Annotated in this window: 18 protein-coding genes; 13 read left to right on the top strand and 5 right to left on the bottom strand. The window is 72.7% G+C overall.

Translation table 11 applies throughout. From position 1 onward, the window contains the following. Positions 1 to 31: 31 nt before the first annotated feature. Positions 32 to 1,117, bottom strand: a complete 1,086-nt coding sequence (truD, locus tag CIB93_RS20630; protein ID WP_096628751.1) for a tRNA pseudouridine(13) synthase TruD — start codon at positions 1,115 to 1,117, stop codon at positions 32 to 34. Between the two features lie 342 nt (positions 1,118 to 1,459). Between truD and CIB93_RS20625 the strand changes: the two genes are divergently transcribed. The 9 genes from CIB93_RS20625 to CIB93_RS20585 all read left to right on the top strand — a co-directional run bounded on the left by CIB93_RS20625 (position 1,460) and on the right by CIB93_RS20585 (position 9,523). Next, complete coding sequence (locus tag CIB93_RS20625) at positions 1,460 to 1,669, top strand: hypothetical protein (protein WP_096628750.1); 210 nt, start codon at positions 1,460 to 1,462, stop codon at positions 1,667 to 1,669. A 37-nt stretch (positions 1,670 to 1,706) separates the two neighbouring features. After that, positions 1,707 to 2,372 carry a 2OG-Fe(II) oxygenase gene (locus tag CIB93_RS20620; protein WP_096628748.1) on the top strand — a complete coding sequence of 222 codons (666 nt, stop codon included), beginning with the start codon at positions 1,707 to 1,709 and terminating at the stop codon, positions 2,370 to 2,372. Beyond that, on the top strand, positions 2,369 to 4,333 hold the full coding sequence (locus CIB93_RS38000; RefSeq protein WP_096628746.1) for a hypothetical protein: 1,965 nt from the start codon (positions 2,369 to 2,371) through the stop codon (positions 4,331 to 4,333). Before CIB93_RS20620 ends, CIB93_RS38000 begins: the two co-directional genes overlap by 4 nt. Next, entirely contained in the window at positions 4,333 to 5,262 is a 930-nt protein-coding gene (locus CIB93_RS37995; RefSeq protein WP_096628744.1) for a serine aminopeptidase domain-containing protein, read from the top strand. The genes CIB93_RS38000 and CIB93_RS37995 overlap by 1 nt, the downstream gene beginning before the upstream one ends. Next, complete coding sequence (locus CIB93_RS20605; RefSeq protein ID WP_096628742.1) at positions 5,181 to 5,927, top strand: alpha/beta hydrolase; 747 nt, start codon at positions 5,181 to 5,183, stop codon at positions 5,925 to 5,927. Before CIB93_RS37995 ends, CIB93_RS20605 begins: the two co-directional genes overlap by 82 nt. Continuing rightward, positions 5,924 to 6,559, top strand: coding sequence for a 2OG-Fe(II) oxygenase family protein (locus CIB93_RS20600; RefSeq protein WP_096628741.1), 636 nt, complete (start codon positions 5,924 to 5,926; stop codon positions 6,557 to 6,559). Before CIB93_RS20605 ends, CIB93_RS20600 begins: the two co-directional genes overlap by 4 nt. A 62-nt stretch (positions 6,560 to 6,621) precedes the next feature. After that, positions 6,622 to 7,962 carry a radical SAM protein gene (locus tag CIB93_RS20595; protein ID WP_096628739.1) on the top strand — a complete coding sequence of 447 codons (1,341 nt, stop codon included), beginning with the start codon at positions 6,622 to 6,624 and terminating at the stop codon, positions 7,960 to 7,962. A 95-nt stretch (positions 7,963 to 8,057) separates the two neighbouring features. Beyond that, positions 8,058 to 9,209 (top strand): acyl-CoA dehydrogenase family protein, encoded by a 1,152-nt coding sequence (locus CIB93_RS20590; protein ID WP_096628737.1) that lies wholly within the window; start codon positions 8,058 to 8,060, stop codon positions 9,207 to 9,209. Positions 9,210 to 9,262: 53 nt separating this feature from the next. Then, entirely contained in the window at positions 9,263 to 9,523 is a 261-nt protein-coding gene (locus CIB93_RS20585) for an acyl carrier protein (RefSeq protein WP_257002274.1), read from the top strand. Between the two features lie 111 nt (positions 9,524 to 9,634). Here CIB93_RS20585 and CIB93_RS20580 read toward each other — a convergent pair whose 3' ends face one another. Next, the gene (locus CIB93_RS20580; protein ID WP_096628736.1) at positions 9,635 to 10,996 is read right to left on the bottom strand and encodes a condensation domain-containing protein; all 1,362 of its coding nucleotides are present in this window, start codon (positions 10,994 to 10,996) and stop codon (positions 9,635 to 9,637) included. A 231-nt stretch (positions 10,997 to 11,227) separates the two neighbouring features. Here CIB93_RS20580 and CIB93_RS20575 point away from each other — a divergent pair, with 231 nt between their 5' ends. From CIB93_RS20575 to CIB93_RS20565, 3 genes are all read left to right on the top strand, one after another. Further along, positions 11,228 to 12,166 (top strand): aldo/keto reductase, encoded by a 939-nt coding sequence (locus CIB93_RS20575; protein ID WP_179500179.1) that lies wholly within the window; start codon positions 11,228 to 11,230, stop codon positions 12,164 to 12,166. A 66-nt stretch (positions 12,167 to 12,232) separates the two neighbouring features. Continuing rightward, the gene (locus CIB93_RS20570) at positions 12,233 to 12,967 is read left to right on the top strand and encodes a hypothetical protein (RefSeq protein ID WP_096628733.1); all 735 of its coding nucleotides are present in this window, start codon (positions 12,233 to 12,235) and stop codon (positions 12,965 to 12,967) included. 68 nt (positions 12,968 to 13,035) lie between these two features. Next, on the top strand, positions 13,036 to 13,701 hold the full coding sequence (locus tag CIB93_RS20565) for a tyrosine-protein phosphatase (protein ID WP_179500178.1): 666 nt from the start codon (positions 13,036 to 13,038) through the stop codon (positions 13,699 to 13,701). A 30-nt stretch (positions 13,702 to 13,731) separates the two neighbouring features. Here the strand turns inward: CIB93_RS20565 and CIB93_RS20560 are convergent, their stop codons facing one another. Further along, positions 13,732 to 14,955, bottom strand: coding sequence for an acetyl-CoA carboxylase biotin carboxylase subunit family protein (locus CIB93_RS20560; RefSeq protein WP_096628730.1), 1,224 nt, complete (start codon positions 14,953 to 14,955; stop codon positions 13,732 to 13,734). Then, on the bottom strand, positions 14,952 to 15,989 hold the full coding sequence (locus tag CIB93_RS20555; protein ID WP_373558777.1) for an aminotransferase class I/II-fold pyridoxal phosphate-dependent enzyme: 1,038 nt from the start codon (positions 15,987 to 15,989) through the stop codon (positions 14,952 to 14,954). The genes CIB93_RS20560 and CIB93_RS20555 overlap by 4 nt, the downstream gene beginning before the upstream one ends. A 172-nt stretch (positions 15,990 to 16,161) precedes the next feature. Between CIB93_RS20555 and CIB93_RS20550 the strand changes: the two genes are divergently transcribed. Then, positions 16,162 to 17,547, top strand: a complete 1,386-nt coding sequence (locus CIB93_RS20550) for a UDP-N-acetylglucosamine 1-carboxyvinyltransferase (protein WP_179500176.1) — start codon at positions 16,162 to 16,164, stop codon at positions 17,545 to 17,547. Positions 17,548 to 17,585: 38 nt separating this feature from the next. Here CIB93_RS20550 and surE read toward each other — a convergent pair whose 3' ends face one another. Beyond that, on the bottom strand, positions 17,586 to 18,353 hold the full coding sequence (surE, locus tag CIB93_RS20545; protein WP_218839791.1) for a 5'/3'-nucleotidase SurE: 768 nt from the start codon (positions 18,351 to 18,353) through the stop codon (positions 17,586 to 17,588). Positions 18,354 to 18,357: the final 4 nt, after the last annotated feature.

The raw sequence follows: 18,357 nt of genomic DNA, 5'->3' as shown, positions 1-18,357 counted from the left end.
GGTCCGGGCATGAGGAAACCACGGAAGGTTCTCAGGAGGCGGGCCGCGCCGCGACGGCCTGCCGCGTGCGCTCGCCCGGTGGCACACCGAGATAGCCGAGGATCTGACGGATCGCGGCCGTGGCGTAGCTTCCGGAAGGAAGGAAGAAGCGCAGTTCCGCACGCAGACGCCCGGGGAACTCCTCGTCCGGTTCCGGGCCGCTCACCAGCACACTGGTCTGTACGACGGTGGCCCGCCGCGAGGCGTGGGTCACCGGGCCGTCAGCGGTGAACTCGTACTTGGTGTACGGGAGCATGACGTTCTGGCCCAGTACCCTCGCGGCGTCCTCGGGGCTCGGCGCGTAGCTGAACGGGACGCCCTCGACGCGTACGGGCACCGTTGCGGCACCACAGACGTGCTCGACCGCCGAGGCCAGTTCGGCGTTCCACAGGTGTGAGGAGTGCGCCGCGAGATAGAAGGCGGAGGTGCGCGGGTCGAGGCCGGTGAAGAACTCGGCGGCCGGGCCCTCCCACCGCTCGGCGGCGGGGCTCTCGGGTGCCCCCAGTCCGGCCAGCTCCCGCAGCGCCTCGTCCCAGCGTCCGTCGAGCATCGCCGCGCCGACCAGATGCGTACGCCGGGGGCCGCCGGGGACGCCGAAGCGCTGGATGTCGTAGTAGTTGAGGACCAGTGCGGTCAGCTTGCGCCGACTGGTCAGCTGCCCCGCCGTGGCGGCGTCGAGATTGCGCACGATCAGGCGGAAGGCGTTGCCTTCGAGGTCTCCGACGCCCAGCGGCTCGGGACCGTGCCCGTAGGGGTGCAGGGTGAGCCAGCGGTCGGCCTCGGCGGCAACGGTCCAGCCCTCTTCGGTGAGGGACGGCACATCGGTGTTCGCGGGTATGCCGATCAGCTGCTCGGTGACGGCGTCCTCGTCCTTCAGCCCGCCGTAGGTGACCTCGCGACTGCTCAGCCCGAGCGCCGCGGCGACGAGCCGCGATGCCTCCATGGTCGTGTAGCCGCACTTGCGCAGCATCAGGTAACGCCAGGAGGCGGTCGCGGGCTCCCCGAGCCGGACGACCAGCGACTCGCGCACGAGGAAGTCGGTGGGGAGGTGCTTGACCACAGGCTCAAGTTCAGCCATTGCCTGTGTGTCCTCCGTGAGTGCGGTGCTCGTCCATGTGCCGACGGGCGGTTTTCCGGTACGTCATCGCCCTGACCTGCGCTTGAGCGGTGGCAACGCTCGCACGCACTCTCGGATTCTGTCAAAGTGCCCGAGCCCTCTCAAAGCCGGGTCACCCAGGCCGCGGAGAACCCCGGGTACGGGCCGGAGCCGCCTTCGCCGTAGGGTGCACCGGTGCGATTGCGTGGAAGCGAAGCGCTGGTCAGAGCGGTTGTGCGGGGAATATAGGGTGTCGCGGGGCGCACGATGACGCCCCGGGGGCGCGCTGGCCCAGCCTGACCCGGACCGCAGCGAGGAGGGGCGATGTCGAAGCCTGATGTCAACGCACTGCTGGACGCACTGATGAGCGACCAGGAGTTGCAGAAGCAGTGGGAGTTGAATCCGCGACAGGTCGCGGGCGACTACGACCTTACGCCGCGTCAGCTGGACGCCCTGCTGGACGGGGACGTCGACGCCCTCATCGGTGAGGGCCTCGCTGAACGCCATGTGCAGCAGATGCGTGTGAGCTGGTGACCCGCCCTCTCTCGCTGTCGATCGGGGAAGGGCCCGGATGAGCAACGCGATCAACATGGATGCGATATCGGCCGCCCGCATGAGCGACGAGCCGTTTCCCTATGCGCTGTACGACGAGGCGTTCCACGACACCCGCCCGCTGATCGAGGGGTTTCCCACCGAGGGCTTCGAGTGGCACTCGCAGCGCCGCATCCTGGAGACCCTCGGCAAGCGGGGCAGCGATGCCTGGTACCAGCACAGCGTCGCGACGCGCGCGCTGCTGGAACTCGGCGAGGAACGGCCGCACCGCCCCGAGGGTCTTGACGACATCTGGTCGGCCGTCGCCGAGGACCTGACCTCGGCGGAGTACCGGGAGCGGCTGACCGAGCTGACCGGCCACGACGTGCGAAAGCTCAAGATGCAGGCGCACTTCTGGCGGTTCGACGAGGGCGCATTCTTCCAGCCGCACGTGGACAAGCCGCACAAGATGGTGACGCAGCTCTTCTACCTGACGGACCAGTGGTCCAAGGACATGGGCGGCTGCTTCCGCGTGCTCGGCTCGAACGACGCCGAAGACGTACACGCCGAGATACCTCCCGTCCCGAACAACTCGATCGTCCTGCGGCGGACCGACAACGCGTGGCACTCCGTCTCGCCGGTCCCGCGCGGCAGCGGCCGGTCGCGCACCCTCCTCCAGGTGTGGTTCTGGGACGACAACCAGTGATCACCGAGAAACCCTCGCGCGCCGTCTGGTGCGCGGAGCCGCACGTGTACGAGGCCGCGGCGGCCGGCCCGGCGGGCGGACCGCTCCCGGTCCTCCTGCCGCGCGAGGCGCGCAGGGCCGCGCTCTGGCGCCGTGTCCTCGACGAGCAGTACGACGGGCCCGCCGCCACCGCGCCCGGCAGGGTCGTGGCGGCGCTGGGCGCCGAGGCGTCGGCCCCGGCGCGGCTCTACGCCTCGGCCACCGGATCGGTGCTCCTGGAGGACACCGGCCTCGACGGCATCGTGCGCGAGGCACGGCGCCCGGGCCCCGCGCTCGTCGTCGTCGGCACCGCCGCGGCCATGCGCGTCGGCGCGCTCGCGCGCCTCGTCGCCGCCGCGCGCGAGGCGGGCCGCCCCCTCGGACTGCTCACCGGACGTGACCCCGCGGGCCTCTCCTTCTCCGTGGCCAAGGCGCTGCTCGCCCCCCGCGCTTCGCTGGGCGGCCTGGACCGCTTCGACGCCCCCTCGCACCACGCGGACGAGAACATCACCGCCCCGCCGCCGACGCTGGTGCGCGAGCTGGTGCGCCCGGCGCTGGTCAAGCTGCTGCGCACCCATGGCGAGGGCGGCCACGCGAAACTGCCCGGCGCGGTGGTGTGCGGTGTGCTCGATGACGCCGAGTTCCCCGAGCACCCGGACCTCGGGTGCGGCAGGGAGCCCCGTCGCTGCAAGCGGGCCGGCGGGCGCCTGGTGGTGGGAGCGGACGAGATCGCCTCGCCGGTCGTGGCCTTCGTCTGCTGCAACGGTTTCAACGTCGCGGGTGAGCTGTACCCCTCGAACGTGTCGGTCGCGCTCGGTCTTGTGGACGGATGGGCGGGCGCGGTGATCGCCCCGATCCGCCCGCTGATCGCGCCGGACGCGGTGGTGGAGCCCCTGCGCGACGGCCTCGCCCACGGTGAGCCGCTCGGTGCGCTGACGGCCCGCCTCAACCAGGTCTGCGCCGAACTCGGACAGCCGGACGCCTTCGTCCTGCACGGCGATCCGCACCTGACGGTGACGGGCGAGCCGGGCACCGTCCCGCTCCCCACCGACTCCGGGCCCGTACCGGCCCCCGACAGGATCACGGTGACCGGCGGCCCCGCGGCGACCCCGGCCGCGGCGGACGACGACCTCGCTGCCGCCGAGGACTGGCTCGTGCGCCTGCTGCGCCGCCTCGAACGCGCGGGCAGGCTGCGCCGTGCTCTCGGCTCCTGGCTCTCCGGACGCCCCGAGGACGCCGAGGAGGCCGCCCGGGTGACCCGTCGGCTCGACAGCCTGGAGCGCCACGCCCTCAACGCCCTGAAGTGGGCCCAGTCGAGACCCACCGGGCCCTCGCGCGAGGCGCTGCTGCGCAGCGTCGCGCTCGTACGGCTCTCGCTCGGCCAGACCGACCGGACCCTGGTGCGCCTGCTCCTGGATGCCCGGGCCTCGGTGGACCCCTTCGACCTCGGCTACTACGACCTCAGGCTGACCGGCACCGCACAGGGCCCCGACTGCTCTCGCTGCGGGAGCCCCACCGAGGTGCAGACCTTCGGGGGCGCCGGCGCGGGCGGCGACCGGCACCGCGCGCACTCCTGCCTCGTCTGCGGGCCGCTCTCGGCGAGCCGGCTCGGCGCACCGGAGCTGACGGCCTACGCGAAGGCCCCCCGCGTCCGCGTGGGGGAGCGGGTCGAACTGCGGGTGCACCTGCGGGTGCCGGAGCAGACCCGGCGCGTCGTGCCGGCCGTCCAGCTCTACACCCGGATCTTCGACAAGGCCAACGACCTGTGCCTGTACGAGCGCGCCGAGAGCCTTCCGGCCCGCACCACCGATGTCGAGGTGGCGTTCACCGTGCCCGAGGGCTGCGGCATGGACCTGCACAGCGCGCGGTTCGCGGTGACCGGCGGCCTCGACTTCGCCTACGCCCGAGCCCGCTTCGCCGTGCTCCCCGCCAGGAAGTCCTGATGAGTACCACGACCAACGAGGCGACGCGCTGCGTCGGCGACGGCACCCGGGAGACGGCTGCGTTCCTCGGCACCCCGGGTGAGGCCGTGTTCGCCTGCCTCCACGAGCCCAGCGAGCCGCCCACGGCCCTCGTCGTGGTGTGCTCCTCGATCGGGGCCGAGTGGAAGCACAACTACCGCCGTGAGGTCCTGCTCGGGCGTGCCCTCGCCCGCGCCGGCGTCGCGACCGTGCGCTTCCACTACACCGGCGTGGGCAACAGCGACGACGGGACTGCCGACTTCGACCGGATGGTGCTCGACGCCGCGCTCATTGAGCGGTGGGCGCTGGAGCGGTGCGGCACGGTCCCGGTCGCCTACTTCGGCGCGAAGTTCGGTGCGCTGGTCGCGGCGGCGGCAGCGGCCCGGCGTCCCGGGGCGCCGCTCGCCGCCTGGGGAGCCGCGCTCGACGGTGCCTCGTACTTCCGCGAGCTGTTCCGCGTCGAGCGGGTCGGCCGGGTCGCGGCCGCGGGCTCGCGACTGGACGGCGAGGCACTCGGCCCGCGCGAGTCCCTGGAACGCGGACTGCCCGCCGACCTGCTGGGCTACACCGTCGAGCCGGCTTTCTACGACTCCGCGCTGACCCGCTCGCTGGAACGGGAACTGGCCGCCGCTCCCCGCGTCGCGCGCCTGTTCGAGATCGGCGAGCCGAGAGCGGCACTGGCCGATGTCGCGGCGCGGCTGGCCGCTCACGAGGTGCGCGTGGAGATCGGCACCGTACCCGCGCAGCAGAACTGGTGGCTGCACGACAAGGACTGGACGGCGGACGAGCGGCGGGACTCCGTCATCGGCCTGATCGAGGAGACGTTGCAATGGCTGCTCTCGGAAGTACCGGCACCGAGCACGAGGCACCCCTCTTCCTCCCGGCCGGGGACCACTCGCTCTTCGGCGTGATCTCCTCACCGCCCGCCCCCGACGGCACCGGCGTGCTGCTGCTCTCCGGCGGGGTCTACGTGCTCAACACGAACAAGAACCGCATGTACGTCCGGCTCTCCCGCGCCCTGACCGCGCGCGGGGCCCGCGTGCTACGCCTCGACTACCGCGGCGTCGGCGAGAGCACCGGCATGATCGGCGACTACGCCCTCGACGACCCCAGCCCACAGGATGTGCGGGCGGGGATCGACGCGCTCCTGGCGGCGGGCGCTCGGCGGATCGCGGTGGTCGGCTCCTGCTACGGCGCACGCGCCGCGATGCACGAGGCCGCCGCCGACCCTTCCCTGTACGCCACCGTCCTGCTCGCCCCACCGGTCGGTGACACCGGGCGGGGCGCCGTCGCGCAGCCCGGCGACGTCGGACCGGTCTTCCTCGACAGAGTCACGACGCTCTGGCACCGCGCTGTCCCGACGCTGTTCGTCTACGGCGAACAGGACCCCTACTACGCGGACTTCGCCGCCTGCGCGAGCGGGCCGTTGCGGCCGATGCTCGCCGAGGGCTCGTCCCTGAGCGTGCGGGTGCTGCCCGGGCAGATGCACGGCCTGCAACGGGTGCCGACGCAGGACGCCTTCGTGGCGACCGCCCTCGACTTCCTGACCTCGATACCCGCCGGAGCCGCGCGATGACCGCCGCGACCACGTCGCTGAGCCCTTCCTGGGCGCGCCGCGAGGCGCACCACGAGCCCTACCGCTGGCTGGCCACCGAGCCGGGCGACCTGTTCGCACCCGGCGTCGCCGAGGAGCTTGCGGCGTGTTTCCCCGAGGACGGTTACGTCCGCCTGGACACCAGCGATCGCGAGAGCGGCAAGCGCTACCGCAACCGTTCGCGAGCCGTCGACTCCTCCCCGCAGGACGGCGACGACGCCGGACTCCCCGAGCCGTGGCGCAGACTCGTCGACGAGCTGAGGACCGGCGACTACCGGACGCAGGTGGCCCGGGTCCTGGGCCAGGAGCCCGCGAGCGGCCTGGAGATTCGTCTGGTGCGGCACGGCGGCGGAGACTGGCTGGGACCGCACACCGACCGGGCGGACAAGCTGTTCAGCCACATCGTGTACTTCAATCCCGGGTGGCGTGCGGAGTGGGGCGGCTGTCTGGAGATCCTCCCCGGCGAGCACGACCCGGCCGTCGCGCGCGTCGTGCCGTGCCTCGGCGCCTCGGCGCTCCTGTGCCAGGCACCGAACTCCTGGCATCAGGTCACGGCGGTGGCCCCCGGGGCGGAGCGTGAACGGCGGTCCCTGCTCGTCCACGGTCTGCGCTGAGCGCACAGTCCACCGGCGACGCCCCCGGCGCCCGCTCGATCCCCATGGAAGGAACACCCCGCGTGAAGGTCCTGGTCTGCTGGCCACCGCACGTCCCCAGCTACTTCAACGCCGGCCACCACTTGCCGGTCTTCTCCCTTGCCGCCTACCTGCGCGCCGCGGGCCACGAGGTGGACGCGCTGGACGCCGGTGCGCTCAACCACACCTGGAAGGAGTTCGCCGACACCCTCTACCAGGGCAACTACGAGGCGGTCGTCCTGGTGAACGACTTCGACGTGGTCGAGGGCGTCCGGCGAGCCGCCGACTACGCGCGCGCCCTGGCACCGGCCGCCGGACTGGTGACGGTCGGGCGGCTCAGCCACCAGAACAGCGGCTTCTTCCAGTCGCTCGATCTCGACGCCGTCGCGGTCGGCGGCGACTACGAACCGGCGGTCACCGAGGCGCTGGAATGGATGGCCGAGGGGCGCCCCGAGGACCCCGACCTGGCGGGCGTCGCGGTGCGTACGGCGGGTGGCTGGGTCGCCCCGAAGAGGCCCGGCACCAGGCTCCCGGTCGAGGAGTGGGTGCTGCCGGACGTACGCGAGATCCCGTACACGCACTACGAGAACCTGTACAGCAACGACCAGAACAAGTTCTGCGGCATCCCGCAACGGCGCGAGCTGGTGGTGCCGGTCGCACGCGGCTGCCCGGTCGGCTGCGACTTCTGCGACGTGCCCGCCATGCAGGGCCTGAGCGAGCGGCGGATGCCGGTGGCGCGGGTCATGGACTACATACGGCGGAGCTTCGAGGAACACCCCTTCGAGTACGTGGCCTTCTACGCGCCGACCTTCACACTCCGGCGCCCGTGGATCGTCGAGCTGTGCGAGGCGATGGCCGCCGAACCGCGCGAGTACCAGTGGAAGTGCGCGACCACCATGCACCACCTCGACGAGGAACTGATCGCGAGGATGGGGCGATCGGGCTGCGTACGCATCAGCGTCGGCGTGGAGACCTTCCAGCCGGAGGCCGAGACCGGCCTGCCCCGGATCAAGCGCGACGCGCGGCGGCGCTTCGACGATCTGGTCAGGTGGTGCCACCAGGCCGGTGTCGAGCTGAACTGCTTCGTCATCGTCGGGCTGCCGGGCACCACCCCGGACGGCGCCCGGCACACCATCGAGCTGATCAACGAAGCCGGGGCGCGGGCCAGGCCCACGCTCTACACGCCGTACCACCTGATGCGACCGGACATGACGGAGCGCGAGTTGAGCGGTTTCAACCGGCACACCTTCATCCCCGGCGACCCTGCCGCCGACCCGCGGCAGGATCCGCTGGAGTTCCTCGACGTGGTCTTCGGCGGCGACGGGTACACCACGCCCGTCACTGAGCGCATCCCGCGAGCCGAACCGGCCCCGGTACGTCCGTGACCCGTCGGGCGCACCCCCCCCAGCCCGGCGGTAGCTGCCTGCCCGCCGAACCCGCACGCCGCACCCGGCGTGGTGTGACGAACGGAGCGACGACCTTGGACTTCTCCTGGACCGCGGAGCAGCTGGAACTGCGCGCCTCCGCCGAGCGGTTCGCCCGGGAGCGACTCGACGGAGACGATCTGTCCGAGCGGGAGCGGGAGGAGCGCCTCAGCCCCGAAGCGTGGCGCAGCTGCGCCGAGTTCGGCGTACTCGGCCTTCCTGTGCCACCCGAACTGGGCGGCCAGGGCGCCTCCCTGCTCGACACGGTGGTGGTCCTCGAAGCGCTCGGGTACGGATGCCGGGACAACGGTCTGCTCTTCTCGGTGGGAGCGCACCTGTGGTCCTGCGTGCTTCCTCTCCTGCGCTTCGGGACGCCGGAGCAGAAGGAGCGCTACCTGCCCTCGTTGTGCGACGGCTCGCGGATCGGCGTCCAGGCCGTCACGGAGACGTCCTCCGGTTCCGACGCGCTGGCCGTGCGGACCACGGCGACGCCCACGCCGGACGGCCACTACGTGCTCGACGGCGTGAAGACGTTCATCACCAACGCTCCCGTCGCCGACCTCTTCATCGTCCTGGCCGCCGTCCCCGGCATGCCGCCGAAGTCGGGCCTGTGCGCCTTTCTCGTCGAGCGGGACACACCCGGAGTGCATGTCGCGGCGCCGTTCGGGAAGATGGGCCTGCGCACCTCGCCGCTCAGCGAGGTCTCCTTCGACGGCTGCCGGGTCCCCGCCGAGGCGATGCTCGGAGTGCGGGGAAGCGGCATGTCGGTGTTCACCACGACCATCGAATGGGAGCGGTCGTTCATCCTCGCCCCGGCTCTCGGCACCATGCGCCGTCAGGTCGAGGAGTGCGTCGAGCACGCGCGTACGCACCAGAGGTTCGGGCAGCCGATCGGCCGCAACCAGGCGGTGTCGCACCGCATCGCCGACATGTCCGTGCGCCTGGAGGCGGCCCGGCTGCTGCTGTACCGGCTGGCCTGGCTCAAGGACCAGGGCAAACGCACCACGTCGGAGTCGGCCATGGTAAAACTCTTCGTCAGTGAGTCCTTCGTACAGTCCGGCATGGCCGCGCTCGAAACCTTCGGGGCGTCCGGCTACATGACGGGCAGTCCACAGGAGCGGGACCTGCGGGATGCGCTCGCCGGAAAGATCTACTCCGGGACCACGGACATCCAGCACAACATCATCGCCGGAATGCTCGGCATGTGAGCCCGTTCACTCGTGGAAGCGATCGAGAAGATCGAGAAAGGCGGAGGAGCCCCTTGTCCGGCAACATAGCGCGCGAGACGGCGCAGTTCATCGTCAAGGAAGTCGGCTGGGAGGGGGACGCGGCGGAACTGACCGACGACTACCCGCTCATCGACGCCGGAGTCCTGGACTCCCTCGGGCTCCTGACGGTCGTCGCGCACCTGGAGTCGAGGTACGGCATCGTGGTCGACGACGTCGAGATCGGGCCGGTGCACTTCGGCACGCTGGGCGGCATCGAGCAGTACGTCACGGGCAAGCAGGGCGCTGCGGCCTGACGCCCCCACCGCAACGCCGGGCGCCCCGCCGCACTTCCGCGGCGGGGCGCCCGGCGTCCGCGCGTCCGAGGGGTGCGGCTCCGGAGCCCGCGGCACCCCGTCTCAGGCCGGTCAGGGGCACCCGGTCAGCTGCCGGAAGCGGTCGGCGGCGGCCTTCACGCGCTCGGCGTGGTGATACGTGGACTCGTACCACAGGCCACCGGTGAGCGAGCCTTCTTCCATGCGCAGGTCGAGGAAGAGCGTCCGGGCGCTCCCTCGCGCCGCCTGTCGTGAGGCGTAGGCCAACTGGGGGAAGGTGCGCGGGTACTCGTGCAGCCGGGCATCGAGACCGTCGAACGGGACGCGTTCCACGGGCGGGTCCAGGACCAGCCCGGTGATGCCGTTGAGCCGGAACTCCACGTGCGCGAGGCAGGACCGGAAGAAGGCGTCGTCGCCCTCACGGCCGAGCACCGAGGCGACTCTCGATCCGTACGGGAGGTCGGCGGTGCCCGCCGCGGCGCGCACGCCCGTGTGCACATGCCGCAGGAACTCGGCCGGGTCCCGGACGCCGAGGTCGAAGGGGATCTCCACGGGCGCGCTGAACAGTCCGAGAGCGGTGGTGCTGGAAGGTTCGTCACGGCCGTGCGCGATCGTGGTGCCCACCAGGCGTTCCCTGTCGTAGACCTCTCCGACGGCGCGCGTGAGGGCGGCGAGCAGCAGGGAGTACGGGGTCACGCGCGCGGTCCGGGCGGCCCGCCGGAGGCTCACGACGTCGTCGGGGCCGAAGGCCATCGGCACGAGGACGTAGTCCCCGGCTAGGGGCGGCTCGCCCACTCCGTCGCCCTCCAGCGGTTCGGCGGCTCCGTGCTCGCGAAGTACCCGTACCAGCTCGGCCGTACGGTGCTCCTTCGCGGCGAGGACGGCCGGGTCCCGCTCGCGCCGGATGAAGGCGGCGTACGAGAACTCCGCCGGCGCAGCAGGCGTGCGGTCGTTGCCCGCACGGCGGTTGTAGGCCTCGGTGAGATGGCGTATCAGAAGCTTGCCGCTGGCCCCGTCGAAGACCAGGTGATGGAACGCGAGGACGAGGACGTGCTCGTCGGGGGAGAAGGCCAGCAGGGTGAACACGGCCAGCGGGCCCGAGAGGTCGAAGGGGCGCGAGGTGATCTCGCCGACCGCGTCCTGCGGTGAACGCCCGGTCATGTCGATGACGTGGAGCGGAAGATGGCCGGGGGCCACCCGTTGCAGGGGCCGCGGGTCGTCCAGTGGCAGCGCGGTGGCGGGAACGAGCGAGAGCCGCAGAGCGTCGTGCAGGGACGTGACCTCGGCGACCGCCTCCCTGAGGGCGCCGACGTCCAGGGGTCCGCGCAGGTGGACGGTCTCCGTCAGCTCCATCGAGTAGGAGTCCGGGGCGTAGCAGCGGGTCCACTCCCAGCACCAGTCCTGCCGGGAGGACAAGGGAATGAGCCCGGCATCCGGCGCTGCTGTCCCAGGCATACTTCTCGCTCTCCTCGGTGTGCACGACGAGGCTCTCGGCGCCCCGAATGATCGCGATGAAGGGTATGGGGAAGACCCGGGGCGGCTCCGCGCGGGTGCGGGCAGCGGCCCCGTGCGGCGTGTTTTGACAGTCGATAATCCGTACGAATAGCATCTGCCGGGCTCTCAACAGTGCCGTTTTTCACCCAGATGAGGCAGGTTTCGGATGCGCCACGGGTCGAGCGTCTCCTGATGACCTCTTCCTATGTCCCCGTCACCACCGTCGGGGCCTCGGGTCTCCGCGTCTCCCGCATCGGCGTTGGCTGCTCGCGGTTCGGCACGGACCTTGCCGAGGACGACGCCAGGGCGATCGTCGACGCGGCCTTCGACGCCGGGATCACCTTCTTCGACACCGCCGACTCGTACGGCGGGGGTGCGAGCGAGCGCGTTCTCGGCAGAGCCCTGGCCGGTCGCCGCGACGAAAGCGTCGTCGCCACCAAGTTCCGGCACGCGGGGCCCGTGCCCGGCGCCGGACGCAAGAGCGTCCGTGTCGCCGTGGACAACAGCCTGCGCCGCCTCGGGTGTGAGTACATCGACCTCTATCAGGTGCACGCCCCCGACCCGGCCACGCCGGTGGAGGAAACCCTCGACGCCCTCCAGGATCTGGTGCGGCAGGGGAAGATCCTCTACTACGGCCTGTGCAACGTCCGCTCCTGGCAGGTCGTCGAGGCGCAACTCCTGGCCAGGGCCATGGGCGGGCCGCCCCTCACCGCCGTCCAGGCGCAGCTCAACCTCGTGGAGCGGGCACGCCTGGACGACCTCGGTCAGGTCGCGAAGCGTTACGGTGTGGGGCTGTTGGCCGCGTCGCCGCTCGCCCGGGGGCTCCTCGGCGGTTCCTACGACCGGGACACCCCGCCACCACGTGCGCACCCCCTCCTTACCCGCAAGGGGGTGGGGTACTGGGGCACGAGCGGCCTCGACACGCTGGAGCGGGTCCGGGAAGTCGCCGCGGCCCTGGGGCAGTCGCCCGCGCGTACCGCGTTGGGCGCCCTGCTCGCGCGGGCGGAGGGCGCCGTGGCACTCATCGGAGGCTCCTCGGCCGCACAGGTCCGCGACGCCGCCGGGACCGACCCCGCGGCCCTGGCGGACTCCGATGTCCGCTACCTCTTCGGGCAGAGCGACCGGCGCTGACCCGCCGGTGCCGACCGCCCCGCACGGCGCCGTGCGCACCGCCCAGACAGGACCCAAGGAGGACGGATGACCACCGCGACCGGCCGTCGGCGCACACCCCTTGCCGGGGGCGGCGCGGCCCCGGCGCCGCGCAGAATCCTCCTCCTCGGCTCACCGGGCTCCGGCAAGACGACCCTGGCGCGCACGCTCGGTGCGGCCACCGGTCTGCCCGTGCGTCACCTCGACGACGAGTACTGGGGTGCCGGGTGGACCCGGCCGTCGCACGAGGAGTGGTGCGCGCGGCTGGATGGCCTCACCGGGGCGGACCGGTGGATCATCGACGGCAATCACCTCAGGACGCTCGGGCAGCGCGCCCCGCACGCGGATCTGGTGGTCCTTCTCGACGTGCCCACACGGGTGTGCGTACGCCGGGTGCTGCTGCGTGCCGCCCGCATCCGGGGCGGCGCGTACGAGGCCCTGCCGCGCCGCGTGCGCGAGGAGGCCGAGGCCGGGCACCGGGTCAGGGCCACCAAGGACTTCCTGCCCCTGCTGCGCATGGTGCTCCGCTTCCGGCGGCGGGACTGGTGGCGGGGCATCGAGCTGGTCCAGAAGACGTCCGGCGCACGGACCGTGGTCGTGTCGGCGCCCGGCCTCCTGGGCACCCGCACGGCACGGATACGCCGACGGCTCGCACGCCGTGGCGTACCCGCCGATGTCGTCCCCCTGGACATCGCCCCGGCGGAACTCGTACGCCTGACGTCCCCCGGTCCCGCCGGGCAGGCCGCAGGACACCTCGGCACAGAAGGAGAAGGCCGGACATGAGGACAGTCACGGCGGCCGGTGGCCGGGGCGGCGGGCCGCGGGGCCATCGGGTACAGGACGGGCCGGTCGTGAGGAACGCGCCCCTGTTCCCGGGCGACGTGGCCAACTTCAGGGACCTGGCCGGTACACCGGCGGCGGGGGGCCGTACCGTCCGTCCGCACCGCCTGCTGCGCTCCTCCGCCCTCGTCGCGCCCGCCCCGCACACCGCCGACGCGCTCGTCTCGCTGCTCGGCCCCGCCGTCTACGCGGACCTGCGCACGGACCGGGAGATCGACCGGGACGGGGCGCCGGAAGCGCTGGTGGAGCGCGGCTGGCGGTGGCTCCGCATCCCCGTACAGGATCTGCCGGACGACCGTACGCGGCGCGAGACGGCCGCGGACCGGTACCGGCGGTCCATGCCCGCCTGCCTGCGGGCCGCCGAGTCGGTCGCCGCCGAACTGGTGGGCGGGCCCGTCGTCGTGGCGTGCTCGCTCGGCAAGGACCGGACCGGAACGGTCGTCGCTCTGCTGCTGCGGTGGCTGGGGGTCCCCCCGGAGCACATCGCGTCTGATCACGAGCTGAGCAACGAGTGGCTGGCGCGGGACCGCGCTCTGCTGCCCCAGCGCTGGCGGGACGGGGGCGAGATCGGCCGGGTGCGGGGCGCCGACTGCCTGGCGGCCATCGACCTCGCGGCCCCGCCCCGCCCCGGCGTCGGCGAGGAGCACGCCCCCCTGCGCAGCGCCCTCCTGAGGTGAGCGCGGGGGCGGCCGGCGGACCGGGGGCCGTCAGTCGTCCCAGCGGCAGTTGCTCTCCCACCATGCCTCGGCGGCCCTCATCCGCGGTGCGAGGTCCGTCCCCGGCGGGGCGGACACCAGGAGCCGCGCCACGTGATCGGCCACCGAGCGGGCGCCGTCGTGGACGCTGCCCGGTGCGGCCGTCGTCACGTAGTGGTCCGCGCCCTCCAGCGGACAGTGCTCGGGCAGCGCACGCAACGTCCCCCTGCGGGGCGTGAACCAGCAGAATCCCGTGAGCCGTTCGGGCTCGGGTGCGAGCGACCGGGGGTCAGGGGGGAGTCCGGCCTGCCCGCGCAGGCCGGCCCCGTAGAGGCTGACGCCGTTCGCCCGCTCGTAGCACGGGGCGTGGCCGCTGCCGCCCGGCCTGGCGGCGATCTCGCAGAGGACCAGTTCGTCCTGCGGTGTGTGGAACACCTCGGCGTGGAAGGCGGTGACCTCACGGGGGCCGGGGAGAGCGGCGACCACCCGTGCGGCGAACTCCCGCACGCGCTCGCCGACATGATCGCCGCGGGGGAGCATCCAGCCCGTCATGTGCCGGGATTCGGTGACGACCGAGAGATTGGAATGTCCCATGCGCAGAGGCCGGCTCTGCACCACCTCGCCGTCCGCCATGAGCCCGTCGACCACGTAGCAGTCGCCCCGCACCCACGCCTCGGCGAGCAGCGGGGGTCCGCCCCCGAACGGGGCGGTGTCCAGGTAGCGGTCGAGTGCGGCCCCGTCCGCCAGCACCCGGACGCCCACCGACCCCCCGCCGTCCAGCGGCTTGACGACCAGCGGGAAGCCGGTCTCCGCGGCGAAGCGGCGCAGCGACTCGGCGGAGCCGACACGCCGCATCGGCGCGACAGCCAGCCCGGCGGCCGAGACCAGGCTCTTCATCAGGTACTTGTCGCGGTACGCCCGCGCGCTGTGCGTCGTCTGGCCGGGAAGACCCAGCCGTTCGCGCAGCCGGGCGGCGCGCAGCAGGTCCACCTCCGTGGTGCTGAGCACCCTGTCGAACGCGTGGCGCCCGGCGAGGTCGAGCGCGTGGCGCTCGACCTCCGGCCCGTCGTAGTCCTCGACGGACACGATCTCCGCGAAGCGGCCGGTGATCTCGGCCCGGCCCCTGCCCGCCAGCGCCGAGGACGCCGTCACGAGGACCAGCTCCGCGTCCGCGTCGGCGAGCCAGCCGGGAATCCGGTCCACGAGCGGCCGGCGGTTGAGGACGAGGAGGCTCACGAGGGCGCTCCCGCCGCGGCTTCGGCGGGCGAGGCGGCGAGCGCCGCCCGCAGGGCCGTCAGGAAGTCCTCGCAGACGTCCTTGCCCGCCACGGTGAAACGTACGCAGCCCTCCAGGGTGGAGACACCCGACAGGTCGCGCACGCGATAGCCCTCCTCCGAGAGACGCGCGACGACCGCGGCCGCACGATCCGGGCCGCCCACCCTGACCGTGATGAAGTTGCCGCCCGACGGCAGGGGTTCGAGCCCCCACTCGCGCAACGTCCGTGCCGCCGCCTCCCTGTTCTCGCGCACCTCCCGCCAGATCGGCTCGTAGCGCGCGCCGTCCGCGAGGGCGGCGCGCGCTACGGCGAGGGAGGGACCGGAGACGGTCTCCTCCAGTCCGCCGACCGCGAGCCGGGCGACGAGATCCGGCTCGCCGCAGGTGACGGCGACGCGTGCGCCCGCGAGCCCGTGGGACTTGGAGAGCGTCTGCACGACGAGGACCCCTTCGCCGCGCCTGCGCAGCAGGGCGTCCACCGGGCCGTCGAAGGCCTGGTAGCAGGCGTCGATGACGAGCAGGTGCCCGCGCTCCCGGGCCAGGGCCGCGAGGCGGTCGAGCGTCTCGTCCGGCAGGACCCAGCCCGCCGGGCCGTTGGGGACGCTGACCGCGATCAAGGCGCCCGTGGTCAGCTCGGCGGCGGTGCACAGCGCTTCGCCCTGCTGCGCCGGGTCACCGCGCTCGGTGACGACACGCTGTACCGGGACGCCGCTGAGCGCCGCCTGACGCTCCCACGCGTCGTAGTTCGGATACTGGAGCAGCAGCGTGCCGGGGCCTTCGCGGGTGGCCGCGTAGTACGAGCAGATGGCGCGCAGCGCCACGTCCGAGCCGGGAGTCAGCACGAACTCCTCGGGTGCGAGCCCGAGCCGCTCCCCCACCTCGACGATGGGGGGGCCGGACACGGGATACCTGCGCAGATCCTCCGGGGCGACGCGGGACAGCGCGTCCGCGAGGACGGCGCCGACATCGGGATGCGTCAACTCGTTGCTGCTCAGATTGGTCCGGGCATCGTGGGTGCGCCGACTGGTGATCGTCTCGTCCTCTCTCCATGGTGTCTACGCGCGCACACTACTTGTCCAGGCGAACTGGTGTGCCCATGCCTGGGGTAAAATCGCCCTGTTATGGGTGGGGAGCACCCCGCGTACACCGACCCGCCAGGGAGAGCATGTGAGCAGGGCTGTCGCGCCTCGAACACCGGCCGAGGGGCGAGCCCGGGGGGCGGGAGCGTCGGACACCCTCCTGGTCCACGGCGGTCGACGGCTGCGCGGTGCGGTGGACACCGCGGGCTTCAAGCACTCCCTCGTCACCGTGGTCGCCGCCGCGGCCGCGGCCCGGGCCGAGGTGCGCGTGGCCAACTGCCCCGACCTCGCGGAGACCGAGGCGCTCGCCGGGCTGGTGTCCGGGCTGGGCGGCCGGGTCACACGCGGTCCGGGAACCCTCACCGTGGACGCGAGCGACCTCCAGGGCCACGCCATCGACGAGGAGACGGCGGGCAGCATCCACGGTTCGGTGTACCTGGCGCCCGCGCTGCTGGCCCGCCACGGCGCGGCGGTGATGGTGAACAGCGGGGGCTGCCGCCTGGGTGACGGCCCGGGAGGTCACCGGCCCATCGAGCAGTACGTGGACGTGTTCCGGCGCTTCGGGGCACGTCTCACCGTCCGCACCGAGGAGCGCGTGGTCATCGAGGCCGACCGGCTGACCGGCTGCGAGATCGACCTGCTGGACTACGCCGCGGACCGGGCCCTGCGCTCCGGCCCCCTCTACTCCGGTGCCTGCAAGACGGCCGTGCTCTGTGCCGCCGTCGCACACGGCACCAGTGTGCTGCACCACTTGTACCCGAAGCCCGACGTGACCGATCTGGTGAACGTCCTGCGGGCCCTCGGCGCCGATATCGAGACCTTCGGCGAAGGCTCCCTGATCGTACGGGGCCGCGGGCCGGAGTCCCTGGACCGTCCCACGACCCACACACTGCTGCCCGACCTCATCGAGGTGGTGACGTGGATGTGTGCCGGTGCCCTGCTCGGCGAGGAGCCGATCCGGGTGCGCGGAGAACAGATGGGAACGGCGCTGCGCGCGCTCAGGCCCGAGACGGAGGTGCTGGAGCGGTTCGGCGTACGCCTCGACCAGGGGGACACCGATGTGGTGGTCCACCCGGCCCGCGAACTGCGGGGGACGGACGTCACCATCGCCTCGCACGGCGTGTTCAGCGACAGCCAGCCCTTCCTGGCTCTGCTCGCCACCCACGCCCGGGGAGCCTCCACCATCCGCGAGACCGTGTGGAACTCCCGCTTCGGGTATGTGGAGGGGCTGACCGCGATGGGGGCCGCGGTGCGGCGTGACGGGGCGTCCGTCACCGTGGAAGGCCTGCGCCCGCCCCGGCTGCCGGGACGATCGGTGCACGCTCCCGAGCTGCGCAGCGCGGCGATGCTGCTCCTCGCCGCTCTCGGGGTGCCGGGCACCACCGAGATCACCGGCACCCACCACCTCGCCCGGGGATACCCGGATCTGGTGGGCTCCCTGGGTGCGCTCGGCGCCCGTATCGAGCGGCTCTGACAGCAGCCGGAGCGACGTCTCGCGGAGGTGCGCCGGGCTCAGCGGAGTCCCGCCGCCCGTGCCAGGGACTCGTCCAGGGCCGAGGCGGCGGTATCGTCCTCGACGGCCTCGATGCCGGTGAGCGGGGTGACCGTCACGTATCCGGCCGCGAGCAGCCCCGCATCGGTCCTCGGGTCCACGACGGCCGCGGAGGCGTCGGCCTCCAGGCGGACTTCGCCCGCCGCCTCCCCGGGGTGTGCGCTGAGCCGTGCGCGGCCGCCGGCCGCCAGCCGCCCCCAGCGGACGCCGCGCAGGTCCTCGAAGGGCACATCGGGCACGTTGACGTTGAGGACGGTGCGCTTGCGGGCCGCCACGATCCATTCGGTGGCCAGGCCGGCCACTCTGGCGGCGGTGTCGAGGTGCTCAGGGGCTGCGGAGTCCACGCTCACCGCCAGCCCGGACATTCCGAGCGTCGCCGCGGTGAGCGCGGCGCACACGGTTCCCGAGTGCAGGACGGCACGCCCCACGTTGGCACCGGCGTTGATCCCCGACACCACGCACCACGGCCTGGCGCCCGGGGGAGCGAGGCGGGCCACAAGGACCGCGAGGGCGGGTGCGCCGTCGATGCCCCGGACCGGAATCCCCGGCAGGCCGGGCAGCGTGAGCGTCTCGGTGGAGAGCACCCGGCCCGAGCCGTGGTCCATCGCGGAGCCCGCGCCGCTACGGTCCGTCAGCGGCGCGACGACGTCGGGTTCGTGCCCCGTGGCGGCGACGGCCGCGGCGAGCGCGCGGATGCCGGGGGAGTGGACGCCGTCGTCGTTCGTCACGAGG

Source organism: Streptomyces sp. WZ.A104 (genome assembly GCF_002382885.1).
Classification (GTDB): Bacteria; Actinomycetota; Actinomycetes; order Streptomycetales; family Streptomycetaceae; genus Streptomyces.
This window is presented reverse-complemented; position numbering and strand designations above follow the sequence as displayed.